This window comes from Prevotella conceptionensis 9403948, from assembly GCF_000312305.1.
In the GTDB taxonomy this organism is placed as follows: Bacteria; Bacteroidota; Bacteroidia; order Bacteroidales; family Bacteroidaceae; genus Prevotella; species Prevotella conceptionensis.
Window position 1 is genome coordinate 1 of record NZ_HE999500.1, and the last position, 919, is coordinate 919.

The window sequence follows — 919 nt, forward strand, 5'->3', positions numbered from 1 at the left end:
CTCGGAGAATTGGGTGGCTGCCAATTCTTGCAGCGCGGGGTTGCGATCCACGCCCTGTGCGTCACGCTGACGCATGGCATTGATGCTGAATTGCGGATAGTCGCAATCCACCACAATAAGGTTGTACCCGCAGGCATAGTGCAGGTAACTTGCCGTCAAGACCGTAAAGGTCGTTTTGCCGACACCGCCCTTTTGGGTGGAGAAGGCAATGAAAACAGGTTTCTTTTTCATTTCATTTTCTGTTTGATGGTTCTACATATATGTGTGGAAAGGCGCATGCACGCCTTGGCTTGTTTCCTTGAAAAGGCGGATGTGGAAATAAGTCCGTGAGGGAATAAATCCCCGGACAGGCATACGGAAAGGTATTCCAACAAGGGAATATGGACCCGCCTTTCGGGATATGTCCCTCCCTATATAAGGGTGGGGCTATATGATGGGAGTCATACTTACCCACGTCCCCCCATCCATACGTCCACACTTGTACCCTTGCGCAAGGGTGCGAGGGGCGACGGGTGCAATAACTTGTACATATTCTCATTCCTATTTCCATTTCCATAATTGTCTGTTCAAATGGCTGCGGACTGGTTTTTAGACTTGGGTAGGCAGGTATGTCCACCGACCTGCAAACACCTGTTCGACGGGGCAAATATAGAAGCCTTTACCCCCTTGTTTCTGCCCTTTTTGCTAACTGCGTACTTGTGGCGTCGATTTGCGTATTTGTGGCTTCGTGAGAGGTAAGTGCTTTAGGCACAACGCTTAGTAACTTTGCACCCAAGCGGTAAGCCGAAGCCTTCGAGGCATAAAGCGTTCTTTTTTGAGGGACTCGACTTCCGTCCTTCGCGGACGGATTTATTTGCGCCGGAGCAAATAGCAAGATATGTCCTGCGTTACTCGAAATAAATTCGGTAACTCAGAACTC

1 protein-coding gene is annotated in these 919 nt (G+C 49.5%); it reads right to left on the minus strand.

Features of this window, described 5'->3' with window-relative positions:
- Positions 1-231 (minus strand): ParA family protein (locus BN93_RS15950; RefSeq protein ID WP_044261209.1); only part of this gene is annotated, 231 nt, incomplete at its 3' end.
- Positions 232-919 lie beyond the last annotated feature (688 nt).